The sequence below is a fragment of the Hymenobacter agri genome, assembly GCF_054778495.1.
On sequence record NZ_BAAGZM010001276.1, the window covers coordinates 1 to 566 of the forward strand.

Here is a 566-nt window from a genome sequence, read left to right on the forward strand (position 1 = left end):
GCTACCTGCTCGAAACCGGTCCCAACTCCCTGCAGCTAAGCCCCGAGCTGCAAGACCTGCTCGCCGACCTCGGCCTGAGCGACCAGATTGAGGACGCCGCGCCCGTCAGCCAGCACCGCTACGTGCTGCGCGATGGCCGCTACCAGGCCCTGCCCGGCTCGCCGCCGGCCCTGCTCACCAGCGGCTTCTTCAGCCTGAAAGCCAAGTGGCAGTTGCTGAAAGAATTCCGCCAGCCCGCCGCGCCCATCGATGAAACCGAAACCGTGGCCCACTTTTTCCGCCGCCGCTTCGGCTCCGAAATCGTGGACTATGCCGTCAATCCCTTCATCTCCGGCATCTACGCCGGCGACCCCGAGAAGCTGCTCATCCACAAAACCTTCCGGCAGCTGCCGGCCCTGGAGCAGGCACACGGCTCGGTGCTGCGCGGGCTGATGAAAGCCGGCAAAGGCGCCGGCCGCCGCCGCATTATCAACCTCAAAAATGGCGTGCAGTCGCTGGCCGATACGCTCGCGGCCAAGCTCCGCAGCTACCAGCCGGGCACGGCCGTGACGGCCATTTCGCGCGCC

At 66.6% G+C, this 566-nt stretch carries 1 protein-coding gene; it reads left to right on the plus strand.

Annotated elements, in window-relative coordinates; translation table 11 throughout:
- Window positions 1-566 (plus strand): protoporphyrinogen oxidase (gene hemG, locus ACYVDE_RS25780; protein WP_460504349.1); only part of this gene is annotated, 566 nt, incomplete at both ends.